General features: G+C 39.1%; 20 protein-coding genes. 13 read left to right on the forward strand and 7 right to left on the reverse strand.

Annotation, left to right across the window (positions count from 1 at the left end; translation table 11 throughout):
• Positions 1-84: 84 nt before the first annotated feature.
• Together KPC_RS05880 and KPC_RS05885 are read left to right on the forward strand one after the other, a co-directional pair.
• Positions 85-2427 carry a TonB-dependent receptor gene (locus KPC_RS05880; RefSeq protein WP_121973489.1) on the forward strand — a complete coding sequence of 781 codons (2343 nt, stop codon included), beginning with the start codon at positions 85-87 and terminating at the stop codon, positions 2425-2427.
• Positions 2428-2441: 14 nt separating this feature from the next.
• On the forward strand, positions 2442-3638 hold the full coding sequence (locus KPC_RS05885) for an LLM class flavin-dependent oxidoreductase (RefSeq protein ID WP_121973490.1): 1197 nt from the start codon (positions 2442-2444) through the stop codon (positions 3636-3638).
• Between the two features lie 217 nt (positions 3639-3855).
• Here the strand turns inward: KPC_RS05885 and KPC_RS05890 are convergent, their stop codons facing one another.
• The 5 genes from KPC_RS05890 to KPC_RS05910 form a co-directional block, all read right to left on the reverse strand.
• On the reverse strand, positions 3856-5316 hold the full coding sequence (locus KPC_RS05890) for a PepSY domain-containing protein (protein ID WP_121973491.1): 1461 nt from the start codon (positions 5314-5316) through the stop codon (positions 3856-3858).
• Positions 5317-5323: 7 nt separating this feature from the next.
• Complete coding sequence (locus KPC_RS05895) at positions 5324-7432, reverse strand: TonB-dependent receptor (protein WP_121973492.1); 2109 nt, start codon at positions 7430-7432, stop codon at positions 5324-5326.
• Positions 7433-7506: 74 nt separating this feature from the next.
• Complete coding sequence (locus KPC_RS05900; RefSeq protein WP_121973493.1) at positions 7507-8013, reverse strand: hypothetical protein; 507 nt, start codon at positions 8011-8013, stop codon at positions 7507-7509.
• Between the two features lie 370 nt (positions 8014-8383).
• Positions 8384-9649, reverse strand: a complete 1266-nt coding sequence (locus KPC_RS05905; protein ID WP_121973494.1) for an MFS transporter — start codon at positions 9647-9649, stop codon at positions 8384-8386.
• 43 nt (positions 9650-9692) lie between these two features.
• A complete protein-coding gene (locus KPC_RS05910) occupies positions 9693-11048 on the reverse strand; it encodes an outer membrane beta-barrel protein (protein ID WP_121973495.1) in 1356 nt (451 codons plus the stop codon).
• A 109-nt stretch (positions 11049-11157) separates the two neighbouring features.
• Between KPC_RS05910 and KPC_RS05915 the strand changes: the two genes are divergently transcribed.
• From KPC_RS05915 to KPC_RS05945, 7 genes are all read left to right on the forward strand, one after another.
• The gene (locus tag KPC_RS05915) at positions 11158-11922 is read left to right on the forward strand and encodes an IclR family transcriptional regulator domain-containing protein (RefSeq protein WP_171334429.1); all 765 of its coding nucleotides are present in this window, start codon (positions 11158-11160) and stop codon (positions 11920-11922) included.
• A 218-nt stretch (positions 11923-12140) separates the two neighbouring features.
• Positions 12141-12635 carry a cupin domain-containing protein gene (locus tag KPC_RS05920; RefSeq protein ID WP_121973497.1) on the forward strand — a complete coding sequence of 165 codons (495 nt, stop codon included), beginning with the start codon at positions 12141-12143 and terminating at the stop codon, positions 12633-12635.
• A gap of 13 nt (positions 12636-12648) precedes the next feature.
• Positions 12649-13653, forward strand: a complete 1005-nt coding sequence (locus tag KPC_RS05925; RefSeq protein ID WP_121973498.1) for a hydroxyquinol 1,2-dioxygenase — start codon at positions 12649-12651, stop codon at positions 13651-13653.
• Positions 13654-13710: 57 nt separating this feature from the next.
• Complete coding sequence (locus KPC_RS05930; protein ID WP_228212174.1) at positions 13711-15252, forward strand: aldehyde dehydrogenase family protein; 1542 nt, start codon at positions 13711-13713, stop codon at positions 15250-15252.
• The gene (locus KPC_RS05935) at positions 15252-16319 is read left to right on the forward strand and encodes a maleylacetate reductase (RefSeq protein WP_121973507.1); all 1068 of its coding nucleotides are present in this window, start codon (positions 15252-15254) and stop codon (positions 16317-16319) included. Before KPC_RS05930 ends, KPC_RS05935 begins: the two co-directional genes overlap by 1 nt.
• A 30-nt stretch (positions 16320-16349) precedes the next feature.
• Entirely contained in the window at positions 16350-17210 is an 861-nt protein-coding gene (locus KPC_RS05940; RefSeq protein WP_121973499.1) for a dioxygenase family protein, read from the forward strand.
• Position 17211: 1 nt separating this feature from the next.
• Positions 17212-17547, forward strand: coding sequence for a Rieske (2Fe-2S) protein (locus KPC_RS05945; RefSeq protein ID WP_121973500.1), 336 nt, complete (start codon positions 17212-17214; stop codon positions 17545-17547).
• 114 nt (positions 17548-17661) lie between these two features.
• On the opposite strand, the gene KPC_RS05950 is transcribed toward KPC_RS05945, so the two are convergent.
• Entirely contained in the window at positions 17662-18027 is a 366-nt protein-coding gene (locus KPC_RS05950; RefSeq protein ID WP_121973501.1) for a nuclear transport factor 2 family protein, read from the reverse strand.
• 92 nt (positions 18028-18119) lie between these two features.
• Positions 18120-19070 (reverse strand): LysR family transcriptional regulator, encoded by a 951-nt coding sequence (locus tag KPC_RS05955; protein ID WP_121973502.1) that lies wholly within the window; start codon positions 19068-19070, stop codon positions 18120-18122.
• Positions 19071-19563: 493 nt separating this feature from the next.
• Here KPC_RS05955 and KPC_RS05960 point away from each other — a divergent pair, with 493 nt between their 5' ends.
• Genes KPC_RS05960 through KPC_RS05975 form a run of 4 tightly spaced genes read left to right on the forward strand, consistent with a single transcriptional unit; the run spans position 19564 to position 26403 of the window.
• Entirely contained in the window at positions 19564-21516 is a 1953-nt protein-coding gene (locus KPC_RS05960; RefSeq protein ID WP_121973503.1) for a TonB-dependent receptor plug domain-containing protein, read from the forward strand.
• Positions 21517-21519: 3 nt separating this feature from the next.
• Complete coding sequence (gene cobN, locus KPC_RS05965) at positions 21520-25584, forward strand: cobaltochelatase subunit CobN (RefSeq protein WP_121973504.1); 4065 nt, start codon at positions 21520-21522, stop codon at positions 25582-25584.
• Positions 25585-25592: 8 nt separating this feature from the next.
• Entirely contained in the window at positions 25593-26102 is a 510-nt protein-coding gene (locus KPC_RS05970; RefSeq protein ID WP_121973505.1) for a MotA/TolQ/ExbB proton channel family protein, read from the forward strand.
• Entirely contained in the window at positions 26089-26403 is a 315-nt protein-coding gene (locus KPC_RS05975; RefSeq protein WP_121973506.1) for a DUF2149 domain-containing protein, read from the forward strand. Before KPC_RS05970 ends, KPC_RS05975 begins: the two co-directional genes overlap by 14 nt.
• Positions 26404-26510 lie beyond the last annotated feature (107 nt).

Genomic DNA, 26510 nt, shown 5'->3' on the forward strand with positions numbered 1-26510 from the left:
AAATAACTCTTTGTTATATATTGATTAATTTTTTTGGCACAGTTGTTGCCATTGATATGCTCAGTCACGTTAAATGGAACAACAATGTTTAAGATGAATAAAATTCGGCAGGGCATTTTGACTGCTACATGGGGTGTTACGGCAAGTATATCTTCATTTGCATTCGCAGATGATGAGGTGGAAACAACTTCTCCAAATACAGCAAAGCAACAACAACTAAAAACGGATGATAAAGATGTAAAAAAGCTTGGAGATGTAGTGGTTACTGCACAATACCGTAAGCAGAACATTCAGGATATTCCCTCATCAATTACCTCTGTTTCAGGAAAAGACCTTGCAGCACAGGGGGCTACCTATGTTGGTGATCTTTTGACTTTTTCACCAAATGCTGCTGCTGATAATGTTGAGGGAGATAGTAGACCACGTTGGTACATTCGGGGATTGGGCACAGGAGATGTTGCTGCTTCAACTGTTTATCCTGTTGGAATTTATGCAGACGGAGTTTATCTAAATTCACCTGTTGCAGGCGCAGGGGATTTATTTGATATGGAGCGAATTGAGGTTTTACGTGGACCACAAGGCACACTATATGGAAAAAACACCACTGCGGGTGCAGTTAACTATATTTCGAGAAAACCTGTATTTTCAGATAAACCAAATGGTTATGCAACAGTTGGTCTTGGTAGTGAAAATGCAAGAATTTTTGAGGGCGCAGTAAATGGCAAACTTTCTGATAATTTAGCCATTCGTGGTTCGTTCTATTCGGAAGATCGGGATGGTTTTGCAAAAAATCTGGCTAATGGTGAAAATTTTGGTGATGTTGATAAAAAATCTTTCCGTATACAGGCCTTAGGAAAAATAAATGATTCATGGACTGCACTACTTAACCTGCATAGTCAGGTGCTACATGGTGTTGGTAATAACGGATCTCTAAGCGTTGGTAAATATTGGGGGAAATATCAGCGTCCAGCAGGACGAGATGCTGATATTGATCTGGATGAGAGAAATAAAATCCAGCATGACGGAATTTCGTTGACCATAAATGGTGATTTGGGGAGCGGATATAATTTTACATCCATCACTGCAGCAGATAAGACGACACAAACCTATACCACTGATAGTGATTACACTCCTTATGATGTTGCACGTATGTATGGTGATCATGAATGGAAGCAGTTTAGTCAGGAATTTCGTATTTCTTCTGATGAGAAAAAGCGCCTCAGCTGGATCGCAGGAGTGCATTATTTCAATGAAGATCTGGACTCCACTCTAGCGAAAGCACGTGTGAATAAATTGTTGCCAGATGGTGTGACGAATGCACAGACTGCAGCAGCACCTGCTTATCAGAATGTTACCTACAATCAGGGGAATCAGAGCTTTGCTGCTTTTGGTAACACGACATTTAAGTTTACGGATAAGTTTAAGGTTACAGGTGGGCTTCGATGGACTTGGGAAGAAAAAGATATTGATCTGAATCTGACTCAAATTACGACTGGAGATTATTCCAAAGGGAGTTGGTGGCAGGAAAATGCATATAGCAATGCTGTCTATAACCCTACTCTGAATGCAAATGGGCAGGTGGGTAAGAAGAAAAACTGGAGTGATTTTACCTACGATATTACACCTGAATATCAAATTACCCCCGAGTTGAAAAGCTATTTCCGTTATGCACGAGGTTTCCGTTCGGGTGGTTTTAATACAGGAATCACGGGTAATCTGAGCCAAATGAATGTGGTTAATCCAGAATATTTAGACAGTTATGAGTTGGGGTTCAAGTCTGAACTGTTACAAGGCAATTTAATCGCAAATGCTGCGGTATTTTATTATGACTATAAAGACATTCAAACCAATCTTCTGGTCAGTACACAAGGTCAAGGTGGCGGAGTTTCATCTGTATTAACCAATGGACCTAAAGCTGAAGTCAAAGGCGCGGAACTGGAGCTTGATTATCTTGCGACTGAAAACCTGCGATTACGTCTCGCTGCTGCATATCTTGATACGGAATACACCAGTTTCGTCGATCGAGACCCAGTCACAAATGTGGTGAGTGCAGATAATAGTGGCAATCGTTTAGTCCGCTCACCCAAATATACTTTAGGTGTTGGTGGAACTTATACCTTCAATTTAAATAATGGTTCACGCATCGTTGTTGGAACAGATGCTAATTATAAAGATAGAGAATTTTTTCTGGTTAACCGTCAAAACTATTCAGTTGATCCAGAGCTAAGCCAAAAAGCTTTCACTTTATGGAATGCCAACATTGGCTATTACAGTGCTGATAACAAATATCAGATTAATGCTTTTGTGAAGAATTTACTCGATAAAGATTATCAAACACACGGTCGCCCAAATGGACCAGTTGGTCAGTATGTGGTGACGTATGGCAACCCACGTCAAGTTGGTGTCTCTCTAACAGCAAAATTTTAGTATAGGAAATAATCATGGGAATTGAATTTTTTACACGCTTACCCTTACATGGCGAAACAGAATATTTGGCAGGTGACCCGAGAAATCGTGGTGACTGGTCGAAAGTGGATGGTGTTGAAAATACTGGTGCAGTTTCAAATTATGATGTAGGTGATGATTTTAGTTACATTGATTATCTGAGCCAAATTGCACGAGCTGCTGAAATCAATGGTTTTGGTGGTGCACTTATGGTTAATGCACCGACTGGTGAAGAGCCTTGGACTGTTTGCTCACTCTTAGCAAGAGAAACCAAAAAACTTAATTATGTGACAGCATTTCAACCCTATCATTTTAGCCCTTTTAATGCTGTACAAAGTGCAGCGACTTATCAACGTGCAACAGGGAACCGTTTGGTATGGAATATTATCAATGGGGGTTCAGAAGTGTTGCAGCAGCAGATTGGTGACTCTATTCCCCATGATGAGCGCTATGACCGTGCGTCTGAGTTTCTGGATGTGGTCAAGGGTTTTTGGGCGAATGACTCATTTCACTATAAAGGTAAATATTACTCTGCCGAAGGTGGAGGTTTAAAACATCCTTTAAATAAAGCACAATTACCGATTATTTGTACTGCTGGTTCATCTATTGCAGCTCGTGAATTTGCAGCAAAACATGCAGATTATTATTTGATGCGTGCTGAGAGACCAGATGAAATTGCTGAATTAATCGCGGACATGCGCCAACGTGCAGCAAAATATGGACGTGAAAACATTAAATTTGGTATGTCCGTCGATACGATAGCCCGCCGTACGGAGCAAGAGGCTTTGGATGAGGCGCAGAGATTTTTAGATGAAGCAGCAGAAAAGCAGCGTCTAAACATAGGGGCGGCACATGCAGGCTTACGTTCAGCGCGTATGTTGAGTTTTGAAAATGAATATAGTGAGAAAAAGGGCAGTACAAATGTCCATGATTTCTTTATTCATAAAAATGTCTGGTCTGGTTTTGGTTATATCGGAATACCACCTGGTGTAGCTTTGGTGGGGAGTTATGATCAAATTATTGAACGTGTTAAAGAATATAATGATATTGGGATAGATTTATTCTTTTTAGCAGGCTACCCGCATTTAGAAGAGGCGTATCGTTTGGGTGAATATGTTCTTCCTTATTTTAAAGCGCAACGTGAGGCACTACACCCATTAATTGCCTCTAAACAATATGATATTGCACTTTGAAAGATGAATGGTTTGTTAAAACCGGTTTATTAAAGATAGATGATCTTTAATAAACTGCTTAAAGCCCGCTCACTAAAAAGTGTCTACAGAATCATTGGCTATTCAGTGTTCCTTACAGATTTGATTACTTTGGACAAGATCTGATAAGTGGCTGTAATCTATAAAAAATATAAATTACAGCTACTCTTACTCTATTGAATAAGAATAGCCGAGATGACTAGCGTTTTCTTATTTGAATACAAAAACCTAAAGTAACCAATAAAGCAATTAACCCTGCAAGACTCGCCAGTAGAATATCTCTGAGTGTTTTATCAATTGGCAACCATGTCCATTTATGCAAATAAGCAAAACTAAAACCTTCAAGAGCATCTTGTTGAGTAATCTTTGCTGCAATGATACCGCTACTGGGTTCTATATAAAGTCGCAGCTGATTATTCAAATTGCTTTCGACTTTTACCACAGGTAAACGCTTATTGATAAAACCATACTCACCGCCAAAACGGGTCACCCATGTACTTTGACCTAGTTGATGAGAAGGTCGTTTTAAATAACTTGCAGCAAGTCGTCTGCTTTGCTCAAGAATACTTATTTTTTCAGAATTAGCTGCATCAATCAGTTCAAGTGCAGGGGCAGATGTCTTAATATGATTGTGATGATCATGCTCTTTTACAGCGGTTAGACTCCCTTGAATTGAAGACTTTCCTACTAATTGGATCATCCAGCCTGCTTGCGTATGTTGTTGGTTAAACGATATTGGGACAATGTTTAAGCGTTGTACGGGGTGTTGTGTCACAATTTTCCAGGCGTTTAAATTTAAGTCCTGTGTATTAAAAACAGGTTGAATATTATCAATTTCAGATTCTTTCTGCCAAAGATGATAAGAACCACTGATGACCCACAGGAGAATAAATACACTTAAACTGATGCCTAAATAACGATGCAAAAATCGAATGGGTTTTTGGCGTAAACGATGATTCTGACGATTATGGATTCTAAAAAATAATCTAATCCCCATAACAGTTAATGTAAAAATACCAATTAAAACGATCTGCATCAGCAACGCCTGACCAGTCCATGCTTGACCTTGCCAAGTCCATGTATGTCCCAGACGAAATATTTTTGCCATCCACATTTTTTTATCATTTGACAGGGTTGCCAATCTGGATTGAGATGGATCTACATAAGCTCTTAAGCCATTGTCAAAATCTACACGCCAGACAGGAAGTAGACGATTGACACTTGGATAATCATCATTAAATTCGGTGATGAGTTCAGTTGAAGTAATCTGTTGTTTTGCCAAATCTGTATACCAAATGGCTAAACGTTTGGCATCTTGTCGTTCTGCATTTTCAATCAATTGACCTGACTGGCTATCAAAGTATTCAGCAATATTCTGATTCGGTTCTAATACCCGATAAGCGACAAGATCTGGTTGTAGTTCGATGGCTTGTAAAGCCGAAAACTGCTTGATTTGATGCTGCTGCAAAACTTGAGGTGCAGGCAGGGCATTTTCGAGATGAAGTTGTTGTGATGGCGGCATTCGTTTTACGGGTTGAGGTTGTGTTGCACTCATGATTGGATGCAACATGCCTGTTAAAGACCACAATAAAACCAGAATGCCTAGAACCATTCCAAAGTTACGGTGCAACTTCAGGAGTTTTTTTAAGTGGGTTGGCATTCATTAGTTATTTCCCAAAGTGATAACGTAAACCTAATAGATAGGTACGTGGTGCAGCGGGGGTATAACTCGCCTGGTTATTACTAAACGAAGTGCTTTCGGCATAGTGGACATCAGCAGCATTCAGGATTTGCCCATAGATCTCATAGGCATTTTTACGATAATTTGCCCGTAAATTTAAAATCGTGTGTCCATTATATTTTTCTGTATTGGCATCATTGATCCAGTAAGAACCTACATAGATACCTTCTACAGAGAGTAATAACTCTGGGATGGGTTTGATCTGATATTCAACTGTACCAAAGCTTTTCGGTGAGCCTGGCATGGTATTGTTGTTATAGTTCAGAACAGTAGATGGTTGAAACTCTTTATATTCATGTTTAGCCAAGCTTCCAGATATTTTCAGGCGTTGATCATATGCATCGCTGATTTTCCATGTTCCCCCGATTTCTAAGCCTTGATGTAATGTTTTGCCTGCATTACGTGGTTCACGGGTATTATCAGGTTTTGTATAGCTTAGAACTTCGTCTTTACCTTCTAAACGGTATAGTGTGATTTCTCCATCAAGTTGATCATCAAAGAGTCTGAAACGTAATCCCGCATCTATATTATGAAATGTTGCTTCTTTTAGGTTAGGTGTAATTAGGTTTGCACCATATAAACTACTGACTTCGGGCGGAACAAAGCCTTGTGACCAGTTACTGTAAAAGTCCAGGTCAGGTGTGACATTCCATACAAAACCAAGTTGAGGGCTGGCTTTATGAAAATTACGTTTCTCATCGGGAGCACCTGTGATTTTCGATGGAATCAGTTTGTTGTCAAAGTCATAACTAATCCAGTCATAACGTGCGCCACCAACTAAGTTTAGTGTAGGTAAGATTTGCCAATTGGCTTGTGCATAGATTGCTTGGTTATTGACATCAACATTAAAGTTACGGAGTAATTGACGCTGTCTAAAACCTGTATACACTAAAGTTTCTGGATTACGAAAAATTTCGATATCGTTGGTTTTTCCCTGATTGGGTGAGTGATCTGCCATCGCACCAACAATCAGCTTAACCTGATTTAATGTTGCCGAATGTTGAAAATTCAAACCATAAGACTGAAATGTATTATAGGTGGTTTGACCACTATAGGTTCCAGTTGGTTTACCATTTTTCATATCTGTACGAATGCTATAACTTGGATTTTGCTCAGTGGTGTTATCACGATAATAGAGTGTGATTTGGCTTTGTTGTTGATCATTCCAGCTGTGATTTAACTGGGAAGATAATCGAAATGCATCGACTTCACGGTAGGTAAATGTCTGATAGCTATAACCTGGACGTTTGCTAAAATCATTTGCATTTACACTGCCTGTCATATCGGCTTTCAGGTGGTTATAACTGACTATATTTTTAATTTGCGTGGCATCTGAAATATGCCAGTCATGCCTTAAAGTGAAACTTTGCTTGTTACTTTCTGCATGATCCTGCCAGTTATCACCACGGTCGCTTATATAGGCAGATAGTCTCAAACCTTGTTGACCAAATGTAGTATCAAAAGTATTTGAGGCACCTATATCCAAACGGCGATAGCCTTCCGAACTTGCACTGATACCTAAATCCGCGGTTGGCGTTAAACTGGGCGCCTTGGTTAGAAAATTAATAGTTCCACCAATAGCATTACTACCGTATAGACTACTCGCTGGCCCCCGTAAAATTTCAATATTATCAATACCTGCCAAATTTATTTCATATAAAGCATTATGGTTAAACACCCCCACAGGACGCACTGGAATACCATCTTCTAAATATTGATAAACTGCAGCAGTAGTAATCGGTTGACGAATGGACATCATGTGTTGCTCGTTGCCCAGATCATTCATTAAGACACCTGGTGTCTGGTTGACAAGCTGACCGATAAAAGTCGCATGTTTGTCTACAATATCCTGATTGGTAATCTTACTAATAGCGGCAGGGGTATTACTGATTGACTCACCTTCACGACTTGCTGTGACGACAATCGTTGAGAGTGTCTTGGCTTCATCAGTGACCGTATTTGCCAAAACAGATGAACTATAAGTAATTGAAAGACAAGCGGCAGCCAATACTGACAAACGAAATTGAGTATTCATATTCCAACTCTATAAAAAAGCAATAAGCGAAGCTGTACGCAGTGATTCACTGAATACGATGTAAAAATTGCGATTTACAGAGAAAGTGGGGGAGCTTGTTTAATTGGAAGAATATAAAAGATGCGGGGAATGTGCAGATCTTCTGTCCATTGATAACACAGACATCGTATGCGACTAAACCAGGCAACAACAAGAACTAAAATGAATGCGATCAGAGGAATGATAATAGCAGCATCTAAGCCCGAGCTACACAACGGACAATGTTTCATAATCTGGCTGGCAAGTGCAAAAACTTCTTGTGCATATTTGCTCAGATGATTTTGGTCAGTATGTTGCAAGTGCTGTTGATGAGGTGTTTCATGTATAGAGTGCTGATGATGGTGAGCATGCCGCTCTCCAGACATGATCATCGCATTTTGAATTTCAGTTACTTGGCAATGAGAAGGCATCGCATAAAGTGCAGGAATAATGCCTATATGTACCATTGAGGGTAAAAAGATATGCCAGAGTAAACATAGCAAAGTAATCGTACCTAAAAAGGCACGCTTTTTTTGCAAATGTTGACGGGAACTGGACTTCATATCAGCGATAAGTCGTAGAAATGTGTGTGAAGTATAATTAAAAAAATATATTAATCAAAATTAATCTATAGCAAACGGGTTGGTATAATTATCATGTAACAATCGGAAAGTAATTAAGCTTAGTATTTAAGGTTCATTTTGATAAACCTATATAAATTTCAGATCTTGGCTGCTTAACCCATCTTCAATAATTGATAAGACTGAAATGAGGTGTTTTAAGGGGCTTTTGGCTTTGCCTGTATTGTTTTTGCAACCCATTTATATTCGTTTAAATTATCAGTTGACCGCTATAGATTTAGCAGATATTGGCATAAATCTTTAGCGGTTTTTTGATGAAATAGAATTTATTGCTTTTATTTCTAATCAGTTTTTATTCAATTTGTGTTTGGGCGTTCAGCTTTGCAGCAACTTTACGAGGTGCTGTTTCAACAATGAATAAACTTAAAATCATGCCAATGATCGTCCCGACTAGACTGAGATAAAAAATGTTCTGGATACCATAGTGTTCTGCGATAATCCCTGATAAAAATGGTGCGACACCACCACCAAATATTTCACCTGCACCCACAACCAGTCCGATAGATGAGGCAACTAATCCTATTGGTGCGGATTCTGCTGCAATAGGACCGCTTAACAGTGCGATGAGACCTAAACTAAAGAAAGATAATATAAATAAATAAGTGAATAATGTACTAATGCTGGCATCTGCATTGGCAAATAACCAGATAAAAATACTTGAACCTAAGAAACCAATAAATGCAGTAATTTTACGCCCAATCCAGTCTGATAAAGCGGGTACAAGGAACTGCCCTAAAAAGCCGCCAAAACCAATTGCAGAGACAATAATTCCCATATTTTGAGAGCTAATTTTAAGAAAATTTTCAAGGTATAACGGCACCATTGCACTAATTACAAATACGCAAGACATGGTACAAAACAAACCTAACATGCTAAGTAGAACATTACGAGTCTTGAATAAGGCGGTCCAATTCACTTTGGTTTTTTCAGTATGAGCTCGTGCCTGATTTTCTAAAAGCGGTTCACCTTGTGTTTGCTGTGGATCACGAATAATGAAATACATAAATACAGCCAAGATTAAACCAGGAATGGCAACAATCCAGAACACTTCACGCCATGAAGGGACTACTAATAAAAGTTGTGTTGCAATAATTGGTCCCAGACCTAATCCAAATAATGCAAAGCCACTTTGCTGTAAACCTTGCAAGCTTCCTCTACGTGTTGGTTTTGCAGCAACAGCAGTTGCCGCAAAACTGGTAGGACAAAAAGCACCCTCAGATATGCCCATGATGGCACGAATAAAAATCAGACTGACTAATCCAGAGGCTGCTCCAGAAAATCCAGATGCCAAGGAAAAAATAATTAACGAGGGAATAAGAATTTTGCGGTGTCCGATTTTATCAGAGAAATTTCCTGCAATAATTGCGAAGATACCCCAGGTAATACCTAGCGCACCAAAAATAATACCAACATCTTGATAACTTAAAGAAAGGTCTTTCATGATTGAAGGGAGTAGGGGCGCAATAATCCAGCGATCAAGCCCAACCAACCCAAAACCTAAAGATAAAAGCAGAACTGCTTTCCATTCATAGGAGGTATCCCATTTTTTACTGTCCATTTGTGTATTCCTCAAATCCATCTTTGATATGTGAGCCTTTCAATTAAAAGAAGAAAGTTAAATCCAGTGAGTAGCTAAGTTGGTTGTCGTATTTGCCATGTACTAGTGGTGGAAGATAGTTACCATCTGCGCCAAAAGGTTTTGCATGACCGCTATACCAGTCATAACGGATTTCTGGGCGCACACGTAAGTAATGAACAGGTGTCCATGCAAGATTAGTTGTTAGCGCTTTATATGAGCCAGAGAATGGCAACATGACATTTACACCGTCTGTATCGAAATATTCACCGCGTACAGATGCTGATACTTTGGGGTTGAACTTATATTTGTAGCTGATGTTTAGACCTGACCAAGATGCATTTTTACCACCTGCTTTAGGTATACCGATGGGTTGTGCATTGAAAACATCGGCCAATAAGGATTTCTCCTGATGACCATAAGAGGCTTCGGCAACAACGCTATTTTTTTCATCAAAATGATGGGTTAGCGTCAAATAGCTTTGAAAACGTTTTAATGAATTGTCATGTGCAAGTGCGGAACTGGTTGGGATTGGTGAGCCACAACCACAATCTGAGATGGAATCATCAGCGTTATTTCCATAAATATTTTCAAAATCAATCCATGTTTTGAAATCCTGACTACGCCAGCGCAGGTTTCCAATCACATCCCAGTTATTATTGATATCCTGCAAATTGTTATAGCCACGAACCAGCCCTAACTCATAGGAGAGTTTGGACGAGTTCGGATTATTTAGAATATAACTGCTCCATAGTACACCTGCATGCTTTGCAGGGCCGTGAATAAAGCTATAAGTATGCGTGTAAAAATCAGTGGGTGCAGGGTTGGGCAATGCAAAACCGATTTCATTGGCAAGTGGGGTGTGGAATAAACCAAGCATTAAGTTACTTCCACCTGAAAATGGAAAATAAAATTCTAGGTAAGCTTGGGTTAGGGTTGCATAATAATCTGATGAGCCAAAATTTCCAGGCTTATTAAAAGACCAGTCTTCATCCAGACCGTAGGTACGAAAGAAGAAATTATCCGCACCATACATCGTGGTTATATTAAAACCCCAGTTGAAGTGTTTCGGCATTTCCACAGGAATAGCACCCACACGACTAATTAAATTACTGTTTAATTTTTTCTCAAGCATGATGCCTATTTGATCAATGGTGAAACCATCAGTTCGTCTAAAAACAGTCGCTGGTGTAAGTTGCTGGCCATGATTACTGTCCGCAACACTTGCTTGCGCCCAACCTGAAACGCTAATGCCATAGTCATTATGGTTGATGGAGTCAAATAACCAACCTTGCGCGGGCTGATCATCTGCCTTTACCGAAACGGAGTAGAGTAAAAGTTGACTGGCAACCATACTCAATGTAAATAAAGTCTTTCTCATATCGTTCTCGTGTGGACGACCTTGTCCATTGTGTAATTTTTAGTATTGTTCGTAATTCGCACTTTGTTCACCATGCGAACAATTATGATTGAAGAATAAAGGAGTAATTGTGTCAAGCTTAGAAAATGATAAGGATTATGTTTTATCTCTTGAAAAGGGGATTGCAGTAATTAAAATTTTTAATCAAGTTAATCAAAAGTTGACATTGACTGAAACTGCTGAGTTATTGAATATGACGCGTGCAACAGCACGTCGATTTTTAAAAACATTACAGGTTTTGGGGTATTTGGAAACTGATAGTAAATACTTCTGGTTGTCACCAAAAATACTTGAACTTAGTAGTGCTTATTATAATTCAAACCCTTTTGCTAAAATGGCACAGCACTATGTGAAAAAAATAAGTATATTAACTCAGGAAACGTGTACTATTTCTATTTTACAAAATGATTCTGCACTTTGTATTGCAATGCATGAAATACCTAGAATTATGAATGTTAATATCAAAGTTGGTGATCAATTACCACTTTGGTTGACTGCGAATGGACGTGTACTTTTGGCGCATACTTCATCTGAAAAAATGTGTAATATTTTGAAAAATATAGATTATAAAAAATATACAGAATGTACTGTAAGTGATGAACAATCTTTAATCCAGAAATTAAAACAAACTAAGGAACATGGCTATTGTATTGTCAATCAGGAATATGAAAAATCTTTAGTATCTCTGGCTGTTCCATTAAAAAATAATCATGGAGAAGTTATTGCTTCTATTGGTATAACTGGTGCAGATAGTCGATTTAATGACTTTGAAATATCGCGTAATCTAGAGGTGATGTTTAAAATTGCTGAAGAATTTAAAAATATAAATTTTTAATATTTACTTTTTATTTAAGTACTATTTTATGGTTTTATTTTTATTTGTCTTTAAATAATATTTGTTTGGTTTTGGCTAAAATAAAATATTATCAGAAAAATAATCTATAAAAGTATTGTTCGCAAAAGACAAACATTCTTGTCGAAAAAAACATCATTGTCATACCTGCATTCATGGCATACCTTTTTCATATGTCATGAAGACGCGAAGGAAAGGTAATGAATACTACATATACAACCAAGTTTGGAAGTCTGGATAATTTTGAAAAAGGAACAATACAGCTTATTCAAGGTAAAGCCTCTCATTATGTATTTTCCAATGTTTTTGAAGTAGCAAAAAATGCGACACCTTACGATAAGACAGTTGTCGGAATAAATCAAAAATATGTCATTGAATCAATTCGTGCAGAAGGTTCATCAGACTGGTTTACATGTTCACATGATGAATTTGTTATTTCTATGGACGGTGAAGTCCGTGTCGATTTTCTAAAATTAAACCAAGCTGTAGATAGTACTCTCGAAGGTACACAAGCAGCAGGTTCACAACCTGAAGGTAAACCGATGGGCTATGTTGTTTTAAAACAAGGTCATCAAGCCATTTTACCTGCGGGAACAGCATACCGTTTTAACAGTCAAAAACCATCAACACTACTTTTACAAACAATAAAAGGACCACTTTCAATAGAAAAGTGGGACGAAATTTGCTTGAAATAATAGGAGATTAAGGATGAACTCTATCAATAAGACGTTTGCAAGCGAGCAGGTTGAAATTAGTGGTCAAGATGCTTTGACTGGTTATATGTCATTTAAGCTTGGTAATTTTACATTCAGTCGTGATGAATATTTTGCCAAAATTACATGGACTGCAAAAGAGCAGGAACATTCACATTTAATGTCGATAGATGCTTTCTTAAGAGCGATCATGCGTGATGTTGCATGGGGGTTCTTTTATGGCTGGGTCAATTTTGACCATGTCATTGGTACTCAAAACCATTATGGCAGTGTAGACATGTATGCAGGTACATTTAATGGTGTTTTGAATGCAGCAGGTGTCGATTATGTTGAAAACTTTGAAACGCCAAAAATCATGGCAACCTTTAAAGCCATTTTGCATGACTGGGTAAATGAAGGCTTTGATCCATTTGCAGCACCAGAAGAAACAGGTAGCGCTTTTGGTCGTAAAAATGGTTATAACGATGAAGCTATTGACCGTTATCGGATTGCTACCAAGCGTATGCCTGGTCTGGAAAATGATTCTCCATTACGTGAAGATTTACCAGTAAACCGTCAATTTCTGGATGTAGCACAGGATGAACCTCTGGTTCATTGCGAGCCAGGTTTTGAGGGGCAGTTAAGTGCATTTAATCTGTTTAAATACATGTCACGTTCAGATGTAACATGGAATCCATCGGTAACTTCGGTGTGTAAAGCCAGCCTTTTTTGTCCAACGACTGAAGAATATATTTTACCGATTTTTCATGGAAATGATCGTGTTGAATGGTTTATGCAATTTTCAGATGAGATCACCTGGGACATTGGTGACAAAAACGATGGTAGCCCATTTGCCCGTATCATTATGAAACCAGGTGACATTTGTGCTATGCCTGCCAATATCCGTCATCAAGGCTATTCAACTAAACGTTCAATGCTGCTTGTCTGGGAAAATGCGACACCAGATTTACCTGAAAAATATGCATCAGGTGAGTTACCTCCTTATCCAGTGAGTTTCTAAGCGAACTTGCGTGGGCTCATCATGCGATGAGTCCAATCACATATTCAAGGTAAATTTATGAATACTCAGATTTCATTTGGCGGGAAAGCCGTGTCTGAAAAAAATGACGCTATTGATGTGCAAAACATAAATACACAATTATTTATTGATGGAAAATTTATTGCCGCAAAAAATGGTGGAACCATTGATGTTTTAAATCCGGCCAATGGTGAACTGATTACCAAAATTGCAGCAGCAGAGGCAGAAGATGTTGATTTGGCTGTAAAGGCTGCACAAAAGGCATTTCCTGTATGGGCTGAAACTCCTGCAGCCGAGCGTGGTCGATTGTTACTTAAGCTGGCTGACCTAATTGAAGAGAATCTGGAAGAACTGGCTCAGTTAGAATCTTTGGATACAGGACATCCTATTCGTGATTCACGCCGTTTGGATGTACCACGTACAGCAGCCTGTTTTCGCTACTTTGGTGGGATGGCGGATAAAATTGAAGGAAGTGTAATTCCTGTAGAGCAAGGCTTTTTAAACTATGTTTTACGTGAACCAATTGGTGTTGTAGGGCAAATTGTCCCGTGGAATTTTCCACTCATGTTTACGAGCTGGAAACTGGGACCAGCTCTGGCTGCTGGTAATGTTGTGGTGATGAAGCCATCCGAAATTACCCCATTATCGACTTTAAAAATAGCGGAACTGATCAAACAGGCAGGCTTTCCTGATGGTGTGGTGAACATTGTTCCTGGTTATGGGCAAACAGCAGGACAACGTTTAGCTGATCATCCAGATATAGGTAAAATTTCCTTTACAGGTTCAACCCAGACAGGACGTAATATCGTCAATGCATCATCAGGCAATCTGAAACGTGTTCAGCTTGAGTTGGGTGGTAAAGGGGCAAACATTGTTTTTGAAGATGCCGATATTGATGCAGCCGTAAATGGTGCAGCATGGGCTATTTTCCATAATCAGGGGCAGGCATGTATTGCAGGTTCACGTTTGGTGTTACACGAAAAAATTGCTGATCAATTTTTACAGAAATTTATTGCCTTGGCAGAAAGTATCCGTTTGGGAAATCCCTTAGATGCTGATACTGAAATGGGTCCACTCACTTCACAGGCGCATCGTGATAAGGTGCTGTCTTATGCAAAAATTGCTGTTGAACAGGGCGGGAAAATTCTAACAGGCGGCGTTGCACCTGATGACGAAAGTCTTAAAAATGGATTTTATGTTTTACCAACAGTTGTTGAAGCCAAAGCAACAGATCGTGTTGCACAAGAAGAAGTCTTTGGACCGTTTGTGACTGTACTGCGTTTTAAAGATGATGCTGAAGCACTAGAGATAGCCAACAGTACCGAATATGGTTTGGGAAGTGGTTTATGGACCAATAATTTACAGCGTGCGCATCGGTTTGCCAAAAAAATCAAGGCGGGAATGTGCTGGATTAACAGTTATAAGCGTGTCAATCCCGGAAGTCCGTTTGGTGGTGTAGGCAAGTCAGGTTATGGTCGAGAAATGGGTTTTGAAGCAATTCATGACTATACAGAGGTGAAATCAGTTTGGGTGAATGTTGATGCGCAGATTCCACCACACTTTCAGCGAGGTGAGTCATGATACAAGATTTTCATTATCGGGCTTTACCTATTGATGTGTATTTCGGCAATGGCGAATCTAAAAATGCAAAATCTATCTTGAATGAACAAGGATTTTCTTCTGTTCTGGTGATTACCACACCCGAACAGAAAGATTCTGGACTAGAGATGGCAAAGCATTTAGGTGATCTGGTGAGTGAAGTTTATCCGCATGCCGTGATGCATGTGCCTGTAGAGGTGGCGGATAAAGCTGTTGAAAAAGCTTTAGATAAAAATATAGATTGCTGTCTGGCACTGGGTGGAGGCTCAACGATAGGTTTGGCAAAAGCGATTGCGTTAAAAACGGGTATCCCTATCGTTGCAATTCCTACGACCTATGCAGGCAGTGAAATGACTACTGTCTATGGCTTAACAGAAAATAAGCTCAAAAAAACAGGTAAAGATATCAAAGTCTTGCCTAAAGTTGTGATATACGATCCTGAGTTGAGTCTGACTCTGCCTGCTGATATTTCTGCCAGTTCAGGAATGAATGCAATGGCTCATGCGGTAGAGGCTTTATATGCTCAAGATAAAAACCCGATTATCAGCATGATGGCAGTTGAGGCCATTAAATCGCTTAGTCAGGCTTTACCGAAAATTGTGAAAGATCCGCAAGACATAGAGGCACGTAAGCAAGCTACGTATGGTGCCTGGTTAGCAGGGATTTGTTTAGGTTCGGTAGGTATGGCGATACATCACAAATTATGTCATACCTTGGGTGGAACCTTTAATCTACCGCATGCGCAAGCACATGCAATTACTTTAGCCTATTCAGCACATTACAATCGGAATGCTGATATTGAAGCCATGGATAAACTTGCACAGGCATTGGGTGGACAAAGCCATGAAGAGGTTGGGCAGCTGATTTATAAGCTTAATCAGCAGTTAAATATTCCACTTGCTTTAAAAGATATTGGCTTACCAGAAAATGGGCCAAGTGAAGTTGCCCGAATTACCTGTGAGAGTCCATATTATAATCCACGTCCATACAATCAGGATGAGCTTGAAGCTTTACTTAAACTGGCATATGAAGGTTTAGCACCGAATTGATTTGGGTGTTTCAGCAAAAAGGGAATTGATATGCATGAAGTCACAAAAAGTGCGATTGACAGCTTTAATAAAATCGAAAATCCCCGTCATAAATTTGTCATTCAAAAACTCGTCGAAACTATTCATCGATATATAGATGATGTGCAATTAACTCAAAATGAATGGGAGTTTGCAATCGACTTTTTGACTCGAACAGGGCAGATGTGTCATGGACAACGTCAGGAATATATTTTGTTGTCGGATGTCTTGGGCGTTTCGATGCTGGTCGATGAAATTAACCACTCAACCAATATTGAACAAACCCCAAGTACGGTATTTGGCCCATTTTTTATTCCCAATATGCCTTTACGTCAATATGGGGAAAGTATTGTTGTCGATGCTAGAGATCAACAGGCAGAACCTTTGCTTATCACAGGACAGATATTTAACCAGCAGCACCAAGCGATTGAAGGTGCGCGTATTGAAGTATGGCAAACTGCTGAAAATGGCATGTATTCCGGACAGGATCCAGATCAGTCTGTTGCCAATTTAAGAGGGGCATTTATCAGCCAGGCGGATGGATCATATGCCATCCGTTCCATTTTACCTGTCAGCTATCAAATTCCTTCTGATGGTACAGTGGGCGAGTTACTCAATTACTCACATCGTCATTTTTGGCGACCTGCACATATTCACTTTATGATCACGGCAGAGGGTTATAAGCCATTAGTGACACATTTATTTTTAAAGGGAGATGAGTACCTGTCTGGTGATGCCGTTTTTGGTGTTAAGGAGAGACTCATTGTCGAACCTGAAACAAAAATTGCGGATACTGAATTTGCTCATATTTTTCAAGCAGGGCAATCTTACCAGTCGATCCAATACCAGTTCGTCTTGACGAAGGATGAATGACATGGGGGAAGCAATATTATTGTGTGAGCATGCTGCATTTGATCAACAAGATGCGATCAGGGTAATTCATCCACACAATAGCGAGTTAAGTCTGGTGGTTATTAAAAAGGATCAGCATTATTTTTGTTATGAGAATGTCTGTCCACATTTTTCAGTGCAATTGGATTATAAATCTGGGCAGTTCTCGACGTATCAGAACAGCGTTATTATGTGCGCCCATCATTCAGCCCTGTTTGATATTGAAACGGGGCTTTGTATTGATGGGCCATGCAAAGGGAAAAGTCTGGTCGCAATAAAAATTGAAAATAAGAACGGAAAAATTTTCTTTAAGGTATAGAGGCTGTTGATATTTCAAAGCGGCTGCGACAACGCAGTCTATTTATAAAATATCAGCAAATCTGGGTATTCAATGACGGCTTAGCTATGAAACTTTGATAGCCAAGCCCTTTGGTTATTTAATTGGTGTTGGTTGTGAGGCTAATAGTTTAAGCTCATCACCATTTCTTTTTAATACTGCAAGAATCAGATTATTTAATGTCGCAGGCTGCTTCTGAATCAAAAGTTCGGCGTTAAAATGTGCATAAACCAAAACAAGTTCATCAAAGATTTGAACCTTGTTAATTTTATAATCAATTTTTAAGTATTCATAATAGTTGTTTTGCAGCTTTTCAAAATATTGATTTAAATTATCAACTTTGCCACTACTATGGACATAAGTTAAGTCAGGATCGCATAAGTGTTTAAATAACTCATAATCCTGATCCAATAAGGCTTGAAAACGACTTTGTTCAAATTGTTCAATCAACTCTTTATTCATTATGTGAATACTCCTTTAAAGCCTTATCATAAATTTATTTTGCTTTTTGCATTGTTCATTATTGGCAAACAGTTATTTCAGTAATTGGCACATTATTGAAATAACCTGACCCGTTCCGAGAGATACCCCTGTTCAATAAGTTGGCTATCCCACTCTGGTATCACACTTAAACGTTCAATTAAAAAATCCAGTAAGCTTCTAATTTTTGATATGTTTTTCGAGTTTGAAGGGAATACTGCCCGTAAGCCATAGTTGGACAAAGGAAAGTCTTTGAGCATAGTGGTAAGTTTACCTTGCAGGATACTTTCATGAACAACCAGTGTTGGCAGGCAAACGATCGCACCATGATTGAGTGCAAAATCACGCAATAAATGAATAGATGACGATGAAACCTTAATATTGAGATTGATATCCTGAAAATGATCATTGATCAGGAATTGTAATTTATTGCGTGTTGGATAACCTGAATAAAACCCTAAAATAAATTTATTCAAATCTTCAGGATGTTCTGGTTTACCATGTTTTTCGATAAACTCAGGAGTCGCACAAATTACCCGATTGACATTAAATAGTTTACGGTCAATCAGTGTTTCCCCACTTGGTGGAAACATCTGAAAAACAATATCAAAACCTGATGAAATTGGGTCAATGACTCTATCATTTACAACGATATCCATATCAATATCGGGATATGTTTCTAAAAATAATGTCAGATATTTGCCAAAATAATCAATCGCAAACCCAGGTGCCATGTGTATTCTCAACCGTCCCTGTAAGGTTGATTTTGAATTTGCCATCTGCTCTGCAAGTTGTTCAAATTTATTAATCAGTTCCGCGCATTCTTTATAGTAGCTTAAGCCAGTATCTGAGAGTCTGACTGAACGTGTACTTCTAAAAAACAGTGGGGCATCGACAAATTTTTCCAGTTGTTGTACTCGTGCTGTAATGACTGAGCGTGTAACGCCAAGCTGTTCGGCAGCTTTAATAAAGCTCCCACTTTCTGCGACACGAACAAATGCTTCCATACATTGTAATTTATCCATACCTTAGCCCACAGTTTAAATTGAAATGATTGTGATTGTTTTATAAAAAATAATAATTTACTGACTAATCATATCATTATGATGAGGTATTCCTAGTTCCAGATTTGCAACGGTACGTTTTATTCACGCTCTTTTCCTGTTCGCTTATTGGCTTTAATAAATCTTGGGAACATTTAGTGCCTACGCACAATATGCATTACATACGTGTGATGCAATGGTGTGAATTGTTGTAATCATCAGTTTTTATTCAATAAGCATCATTAAAAAATCAATAAGATGATTTCAAGATAAATATCACTCAATATGAGCTTGTTCGGAAATAAAAGCACTTAAATTTAAATTGCTTACAGGTTTCCCAAAGGAATGTCATCTATCTTAAAAAAACTAATTATTTGGAAATACTTAATATTCAATGAAATTTAGCAAAGATTTCTATTGAAAATCTATTGTTATGTTATAACATAATGATTAAGGATTTAACAATGATACTTTTATGCGCGAAATTTATTTAGGATGCAGTTTACTGACGTTCTGTATACCTGTGTTTGCAGAGGAGCAGACTCAAAATAATCATCCCGTTCACCAAATGAATAAAATAATGGTGACGGCAACAGCCAAAGAACAAAATATCCATGATGTGATAGCCAGTGCTGATGTTGTCGATGGACAGCAACTTCGGCAACGCTATGTCAATGATCTTTCAGATGCTCTGGATGACCGTGTTGGTGTACAGCAAGTTGGTGTCGGTTTGAACCGTAAAGGGATTTCAATAAGGGGCATGAGCTCTGAGCACACCCTTTTTCTTGTTGATGGGCAAAGAATCAATTCATCTTCCTCGGCAATCAAACATTCAGATGGTGAATTGAACTGGGTTCCTGCAGAAGCTATTGAACAGATTGAAGTGGTACGTGGGCCATTATCATCACTCTATGGTTCTGAAGCTTTAGGTGGTGTGGTTAACGTAATTACCCGAAAACCGACAAAAACATGGACAGGTTCGTTTTCAACACAGGGAGTGTTTAACGACACAGGTTTAGGCGGAGATCAATATAAAAGTAGTGCTTATCTGGCGGGACCTTTGATTCAGGACAAACTTGGTATCAATATCTGGGGGGAATATCGTCATCGGGATTTTATGTACAGTCCATTTGATAAACATTTAACAGATCAAGAAAAGCAAAAAAATGGTAAAGGGCATATCGGGTTATTTTGGCAACCCACAACACAGCAAGCTATTGATTTTACCGTAGAACATGGTGTTGAAGACCGCAAAGACTTACGTGCTGCACGGACTGGTTATTATCAGGTTGATGATGAGTTCAAACGTACCCGTTATGGCGTGAAACATCAAGGGGACTGGTCATGGGGTAAGAGCACGGTTCAATTGTATCGTTCAGAGTTACGCCGTGAAAGTGATAGAAGTGATAGGCGAGGTGAAACATCTTCTTTAAGAATGACTGACGATGTCGCATCTACACAGTTTCAGTTTGATACTGGCTCGCACAGCTGGACTGTTGGGAATGAACTTCGACGTGAAGAACTGAAAGATCCAACTGTAAATAAAAAGCATAAAGCCAGACAAAATCACTATGGTCTCTATTTGCAGGATCAATGGGCTTTAAATGATCGAGCCAAATTTATTTTGGGAGCTCGTGGTGACTATCATGATGATTTTGGCTGGGAACTTAGCCCTAAATTCAGTAGTTTGATTGAACTGAATGATCATTTTAGTCTACGTGGTGGAATTTCTAAAGGTTATAAAGCACCATCCTTAAAACAGTTATCTCCTGAATATGAGTCTAATGATGCCATGGGTGGAAGAGGAATTATTTATGGAAATCCTGATTTAAAACCTGAAACGAATACCTCTTATGAATTTGGACTACATTTTCATCAAGACGATCTGGAAAGCTCGGTTACATGGTTTCAAAATGATGTTGATGACCTAATCGATGCACAGCGTCGTCCGACTTGTAATGTAGGTGGGAAAACTTGTCTGGACTACGTCAATATTTCCAAGGCAAAAATTCAGGGAGTGGAGTGGTCTGCATCTTATCAAATAGAGCCTAACTGGCATTTTGATGCGAACTATACCTATTTAGATGCCAGAAACGAGAAGACTAATGAGCCATTGGTGGGACGCTCAAGACATCAGGTGAATACTTCTGTTATCTGGCAAATCACCGATAAATTTCAAGCAAAACTTAGACAGCAATATTTAAGCAAACAATATCAAGACAAGAACGCTCCTTTCAAGAAAATTAGCGATGACCCTTCGTATACCTTATGGCACTTGTATACCGATTATCAAGTTAACTCGAATTTGTCATTCAATGCAGGGATTGAAAATATAGGGGATGAGCGTCTGGCTCGTGAAACAGCAGGGACATATACCCTTGCTGATGCAGGGCGTCGTTATTTTGTTGGTTTAAATTTGAGATTCTAAAGCATGTTCCGTTCTTTTTTTGTCAAGTGTAGTTTAGCTTGTCTATTGATGTTTACTTTTGTGCATGCTTATGCGACACAGGTTTTGATTGTTCATAACAGCTTTGTGGAAGATACAAAGTACGAAAAATTGGCGCAGATTGCACAACAGGAAAATGTCAAACTGGTTCACTGGAATGTCAGTCAAAAGGATGAAGGGCTGACACCTGTGCTTGAGCAAAGTGATCTGGTGATTTTGGATGTTCCCCGTCCTCCTGATCGTCAGGAAGTGGAGGAGAAAGTACTCAGGCAAGTTGATCAATTGCAGAAAAAGTACATCATCATTGGTGGAGGAGCACCTAAAATTTCAGGTGTTCCAAAACTGTTTGGTTATAAGCTATTAATGCTATATGCCAATGGTGGAGCATTGAATTTCAAGAATTTTTTCTCCGCTGTTGATTTATGGGCAACCAAAGGTAAAACCAGTTTCCCTTCAGTACAAAAGCTCCCGGAAATCTCGATATATCATCCGAAAGCACCACAATATTTTGCAAAACCTGCCGATTATCTGCAATGGTATAAAAACACTTATCGACCTGATCAAAAAACTGCAGCACAGGCAGTCTTTATTATTCATCCTAGTACCATTACGGATTTAACAGCAGAAAAAATTGATCAATTGATTGATCTGGCTGAGCAAAAAAATGTTGTACCGTTGGTAGTTTTACTGGATGAACGAAAAGCCAAGACGACATTGTCAGAATATTTGTCTAACATCCAAGTTGATGCATTGGTGAATATGACACATATCCAGCAGGGGCAAAAACTGGTTGAAGAACTCAGTAAAATCAATACACCAATGATTCAGGCGCTGGCTTTTCAGGGAAATGCAGCACAGTGGCAGGAAGCGACTTCAGGTGTACCACCTTATTTAACCGCAATTTTCCTTTCCATGCCTGAAATCTGGGGGTTTTCTGATCCGCTGGTACTTTCAACCAAAGAGCAAGGTAAGGAAACTTGGTTAAAGCCACAGGTGGATCTGTTACTGGATAAAGTGGTATCACAGTCTCATTTAAAACATTTAAATAATGCCGATAAAAAAGTTGCAGTGATGTTCTGGAATTATCCTTATGGAGCTAAAAATTTATCTGCATCAAATCTGAATATTCCAGTGAGTATTGTCAATATTCAAAAAGCAATGGCTGCACAGGGCTATAAAGTTCCTGAAATGAGCGAAAAGGACGTTATCCTGCAGTTACAGGCATTACTTTCAGTTTTTTATGATCATGCTCATCTGAAAAGCTTGCAAGAGCAGAATCTGGTTGCGTATTTTCCTGTTAAGGACTATCTGGATTGGGTGAAAACTTTACCTGAACATCGTCAAAAAGAGCTGCCAAATGAAAGTCAGATCAAGCAGCATTGGGCTGTTGTAGAAAAAGACCAGCAGTATTTTTTTACTATACCTCGCCTACAGGTGGAAAATTTACAAATTTTGCCACAACCACCTCGAAGCTCGAAGTTGGGTGAAAATTATCACTCTCAAGCAGCGATTCCAGATGCGTTGTATCTGGCAACTTATCTGTATTTACAGAAAAATAATAATGCCTTAATTCATCTGGGGACACATGGAACACAGGAATGGTTACCAGGTAAAGACCGTGGACTAGATCATGCGGATTATTCTTATCTGACAGCAGGTGCTTTACCGATTTTCTATCCATATGTTCAGGATAATATTGCAGAAGCGATTCAGGCAAAACGCCGTGGTCGGGCAGTTACGATTAGCCATCAAACAGCACCATTATCTCCATCAGGTCTATATGATGAACTGCGTGATATGCATGAGGTCATTCATCAATATATTCAGCTTGATGAAGGGTCAGTTAAGCAGCAAACCCAGGCCAAATTGATCGGGATGGTTGAAAAAAGTGGCATAGCCAGAGATCTAGGCTGGACGAAAGCTCGGATTGAACAGGATTTCCCAACTTTCTTTAATCAATTACATGATCATTTACACCATTTGGCACAACAAAATGTACCTTTAGGTTTACATCGTTTTGGGCAAACAGCAACAGATGAACAACGCATCATTATTGTGATGCAACAACTGGGTCCTAAATATATTGAAGCTCTAAAACAAGATCCTGATGAAGTCTTCAATATTGATGCTAGTGAGATTAAAAATACCTTAGCCTATCGCTGGTTAGCGCATAATTTGCTGGATCAGCCTGATGATGAGGCGGAAAAAGTTAAAGCACGTGGTGATCTCAAGAAATTCTTGGAACAGGCACAGACAAATTTTAATAATCTGTCTTCTGAACAAGAGTTAAAGAGTTTATTAAATGGATTGCAGGGTGGTTATATTTTGCCTGGAACTGGTGGAGATCCAATCCGTCAGCCGCAAAGTGTAAGTGGACGTAATTTATATGCTTTTGAGGCAAATAAAGTACCTAGCCAGTCAGCATATCAAACGGGGATGAAAACTTTTGATCAACTCATTGCCCAATATCAGCAGAAACATCCAAACCAATATCCTAAAAAAGTCGCATTTAGTTTGTGGTCTTCTGAAACTATTCGTCATTTGGGCGTGACAGAAGCTCAGGTTTTACATGCGTTAGGTTTGAAACCTGTATGGGACGAAGCAGGGCGAGTGGTTAAACTTGAAATTATTCCACGCGCAGAATTGAAACGACCACGTATTGATGTCGTTATACAGGCAACGAGTGTTTATCGTGATCAGTTTGACTCTTTTATACGCTTGCTTTCACAGGCAATTGCCCAGCTTTCTGAACTGGATGAGTCTGATAATCAACTTTATCAACATGCGAAACAGCTTCAGGCACAATTGGTTGCCCAGAACATTCCAGAAGATCAGGCTAAAGCATTATCTCAACTTAAAGTATTTAGTAATAAGCCGGGTGAATATGGTTCAAATTTGACCCAGCATACTTTGAAATATGATCAGTGGGATAATGATAAAGAACTTGCAGATACTTTCCTAAATAATTTGCAGTATGCCTACGGGGATAAAACATGGGGTGAAGCAGCTCCACAAAATCTGTTCGCTGAAAACCTCAAAGGGGTGGATGTAGCTGTAATGTCTCGTTCATCAAACGTGCAAGGGGTGCTTTCAACTGACCATCCATTTGAATATTTAGGTGGTTTGTCATTGGTAATCCGTACAGTACAAGGCAAATCTCCTGAGTTGCTCATTACTGACTTAAGACAAAACAAATCTGAAGTCACTACATTAAAAGCATTCTTGTCTGATGAGTTACGCAGTCGCTATCTCAATCCACAATGGATTAAAGGTATGCAAAATGAAGGTTATGCAGGAACTTTGGAAGTATTAAATGCAACCAATAATCTGTATGGCTGGAATGTAACAGATCCGAGTGTTGTACGTGATGATCAATGGCAAGATATGTATGACACCTATGTGCTTGATAAACGTAATTTGGGTGTTAAAAAATGGTTTGAAAAGGAAAATCCATCTGCTCAACTACAAGTGCTAACTCGTATGGCTGAGGCAATTCGTCAGGATTATTGGAAAGCTGATGAGCAGACACGTCAACAATTAGCACAAACGATTCGGGATATACAAAAGCAACAAAATCTGAATCTGGAGTCCAAACGGGTTCAACAATTTGTCAATCAGCAAATGAAAAATCCGACAGCAACAGCCCAGGCTGATACGCAGAAAAATGTAGATCATGAGCAACCGCCTACAACCGAGAATGTTTCTGTATCTGCTGATACACATGCTCAAACCCGTCCGAAAATTGCTCCGAAGCAGTCCGTTGCCAAACCATCAACAGTGGCATCTATGCCTGCGCAATCAAAGCCTGAGACACATCAGTCTGCTGCCAAAGGACAGGGTTTAAACCCTAAAACAGCAACAGCAGCAGATGCATCTGTAGCAAAGCCTGCAGCAGCAAACTCTGTAACGCAAAAAGTACAAGGTCAGACATTGCAACAGGTTGAGAAAAAATCTCAGGTTAAAAACTATGTTTGGGTTGTTTTACTTGGCGTTCTTGCACTACTCGGTGTTGGAGCAGCAAAACAACTTATTCGTCGTCGAAAGTCTTAAGGAAATTTATGGAAGTTTTACATATCGAGTCGGTGATTTATCAAATCTCCCGCATATTTTTATGGCCTGTCCTGATACTCATTCTGAGTGCAGTGGTATATGCACTTGTGTCATTGGGTAGTTTCCTTATGGAAAGTCTGCTTAGAAAAAGAGCATCCTATCAATCTTCATTTGTCCGTCATGTTCAAGCTCAAAAAGGGGCAATGAGTAGTGATGATCTGGAACTCTGGATTGTTAAAAAACTGGAATGGCTACGTATTGTATCCCGTACAGCACCGATGCTTGGTCTGATTGCAACGATGATCCCGATGGGACCTGCACTTTTGGCACTATCTTCAGGACAAATGGAACAAGTCGGGCAAAACATGGTTGTGGCGTTTTCTTCGGTCATTATGTCGTTGGTCGCGGCATCCATTACTTTCTTTATTTTGGTGATTCGCAGACGCTGGTTGTTGGAAGAACTCCGTAATTTTGAAAGGAAACAAAAGCATGAGGAGGATTCACATGCGCTTTCTTGAGCAGGATGAGAGTGATGATCCAATGCTGTCTGTAGTCAACCTGATCGATTTATTTCTGGTGATTACAGTAATCTTAATGATGCTAATCGTACAGAATCCTTTAAATCCTTTTAGTAAAAATGAGGTTGTGGTCATTGAAAATCCAGGTAAGGCAAATATGAAAATGACCTTCAAAAAGGGGACTGAATTGAAAGAATACCAGTCAACTGGTGAGATTGGTGAAGGTGAAGGCAGCAAGGCAGGGGTTACGTATCGACTCGCGGATGGTCGTATGATTTATGTACCTGAAAATGAGAAATAATCACTGTCCATAGTAGTCAAAACACAATATACAGAGATAATTATAATTATTCTGAGAAAACATTTTAATAATAAATTAACGATGGTTTAGTTCAGTCACTCAGTCAT

Source organism: Acinetobacter stercoris, from assembly GCF_900323515.1.
GTDB lineage: Bacteria > Pseudomonadota > Gammaproteobacteria > Pseudomonadales > Moraxellaceae > Acinetobacter > Acinetobacter stercoris.